A 2,813-nucleotide genomic window follows, 5' to 3' on the forward strand; every position below is an offset into this window, starting at 1 on the left:
ATCATTGAAGTTGCAGTTAATAACGGAGCCCAAAAGGTCTGCCTCAATGACAGACCGTTTTCTTGGTAGAGCTGGCGGTCAGCAACCGACAAGAAGGACGCCGAGGCAAGCGGCAACCTTAAATCCTGTCCTATTATGCTTTGATTAGTGCATCAGATTTTGGATAAAAACCATACCTACCTACATTCGCGTCTTTAGTAAATTCAGTGTATCCAATATTAAGATCTTGAGGGTGCGCAGGACCATCATTTTCAAGAATAATAATTTGACCCTTTTCCTTAAGCTTTGAAATACCCAAATAAAAAGCTTCTTTTGTTTTATCCCCAATTACATCTTTTTCTTGGAGATTTCTTTCTTTCTCTAAGTGCCTTGATCTCAAAGTACATAAAGGCGAATCCAAAAGAGTAACCCCTGAATGGTTGCGACCAGGCTGAAGGCAAATATGCATAAGCCCAATTGAAAAAGCGGCATACGCGAGAGCGCGATAACCTTTTCCAGATAGATTTCTATCGTATCCGTTTATGACCAAGTCACATGTTTTCTCGCTAAAAGAGACACTCAACACATCATCATATTTCCATTCATTTAAAAGTCCCTTTACTACATCACATAGATCGGTAACAGTAGATGTTGTCAACTCATCAAATGAATAATTTCCATCCATGGGATCTACCTCTTGTTCGTACAACTTTTTCTGATCTTCTAAATCCTCTAGTTTTTCAATTATTTTCTGAATTGCATTTTTTTCTGAAAGAGCCCCTCTATAATCTTCCAATTTTTTTACCATTACACGTATGTTCTCCGATACAAAATCGGTGGCATATTTCTGAGCTTCAGCATGAAATTTTTTATTCTTTTCTATAGTTTCAACTAGAAATTCCTTCTCACTCTTTAAAGTAGATGTAGTGCTGTAAAGCTCCTTTTTGAGTGTTTCAATTTTTAATAATTCAGCTCTTGATGCATTTATTATATCGTCAGTGCTACATATGGCATGATCTCCGTCGCTTATCTCACCGTTACATACAGGGCATTGGCTTATATTCAGTAATGAAAATGCATTACCCACTTCTTGAATGGCATCTAATCGAGAAATATCAGTATCATAGTGCTTTTCCAATAGATAAAATCTAGAAAGTAACTCATTAATAGTGATAAGCCGAGATTCATTCTCCTTCCACTCAACCCAGTGTAAGTCAATTGTGGACTCATATTCCTTTGCCTGATCATAAAGAGAATCTAGCAACTCTTTAGAAGATTCAATCGACGCTTCCAGTTTCTTAATTTGATCATCCAATTCATCACTATCTATTTCTGGGTAATTAAAGCTGGCCAGCTCCTTTTTATAATTTTTAATTAACTCAGCAATAACCTCCATTCTTCCCTTTCTATTTTCTATGACATTTTTCTTAGGTTTAGAAATAACATTACTGTCATCCTTTCCAGTTAACAAAAGCCTTAAAACTGACTTCTCTTTTGTATCCTCACCTCTTTGACCGGTGAAAATAGGAGATCCCTCTTTGATGATTGCCACTTCATCAATTAAAGTTAAATGTCTTAAATCTGAAAAATATAATGGATCAGTTATACCGCTTTGGTTTCTCCTTACCTTTTTGTTATTTAAATTTGATAATCGCAAAAAGTATTCTGATAGCGTTATAGCATTTTTCTTAGGTTTACCAACATATAGAATTTCAGGCTCTCTAAGATAATTTTTTATTTCTTCATATGGGCATTCATAAAGTGATGCATGGCCACCTGACAATCCTCTAACAAGAGTATGCTTTGTCGAATCAGGTAAAACTATTTCTAAATAGCAATTTTCATACCCTTCAGACTCTTTAATTGGTTTGGGTTGGCTATCAGCGCCTAGCATATATTTAACGCATTGGAAAATATGCGTTTTCCCGGTATTGGAAGGCCCAACAATGACATGCACATTAGGCGAAAAAGTTATAAATACATCTTCACGATCACTACCGTTTACAATTAGTCGATTAATATAAAATCCCTTGTTCATGAGAAAAGATCTCCGCGAATGACCGACTCATTCAGAAATTCACCACCCCATACAGTAATATTGTTTTTCAGAATTACCTTCAATTCACTAATTGGTAATGAATCAAATTCATGAACAACCCAATCCGCAATAGCGAGCATTTTTTTAGTGTATTGAGCCTCAAGCGATTCCAAGAATGGAGCGGCTAGATCGGTGGCTACATATTCAATCCCCATGTTAGAATATTTCACTTCGATCAAGCCGCGAAAAATCATCGCTTTTAAGCCATTCTCCAATACAGGCCTTCTAATTAATATTTCCCCAGACCGATGTGGCGTACTTGGGTGTAGGCTTGCAGGCCCACCGGCAATATCACCTGAGTGAACCAATAAGTAATCATAAAAAATAATTCGATCAATATCGTAATAATTAGGGTATCCAGCAACCAGAAGGGCCATGCACCTTAATCCGGTTTCTAATGGCGTATTAAATACGTTTGAAATATTATTCATCCGGGTTACACCATGATAATCTGTCATCATTCGCCAATTGATGGCAAATGCCTCCCCTATCATTGACGGTTATACACGCAGATAGTGGATTTATTGGTAGTTGTAATTTTTTTGCCTCACTGACTGCCTTTTTAACTTTATCAAATCCATTAATTTCATCTGACTCAACGACATCTAAAATTCCGCTCAAAATCTGACCCTGCACTGATTCAAATTCACCTATAGGCAAGGATTCTCTAGAAAAATTCCTCAGCGTTTCTGCATGCAAAAAATCTTCCCTAGAACGCTGAAGATGCTTTTTATAC

At 36.7% G+C, this 2,813-nt stretch carries 3 protein-coding genes; all 3 read right to left on the reverse strand.

The genetic code is table 11. The features are described 5' to 3' along the window. Positions 1 to 133: 133 nt before the first annotated feature. The gene (locus tag QZ824_RS11255) at positions 134 to 2,017 is read right to left on the reverse strand and encodes an AAA family ATPase (protein WP_291276111.1); all 1,884 of its coding nucleotides are present in this window, start codon (positions 2,015 to 2,017) and stop codon (positions 134 to 136) included. Beyond that, positions 2,014 to 2,538: an ABC-three component system middle component 2 gene (locus QZ824_RS11260; protein WP_291276112.1), complete on the reverse strand. Its 525-nt coding sequence runs from the start codon at positions 2,536 to 2,538 to the stop codon at positions 2,014 to 2,016. Before QZ824_RS11260 ends, QZ824_RS11255 begins: the two co-directional genes overlap by 4 nt. Further along, positions 2,501 to 2,813, reverse strand: a 313-nt coding sequence (locus QZ824_RS11265; RefSeq protein WP_291276113.1) for an ABC-three component system protein, incomplete at its 5' end; no start/stop codon positions are given. The genes QZ824_RS11265 and QZ824_RS11260, both read right to left, overlap by 38 nt.

Source organism: Flavobacterium sp., assembly GCF_021151785.1.
GTDB lineage: Bacteria > Bacteroidota > Bacteroidia > Flavobacteriales > Flavobacteriaceae > Flavobacterium.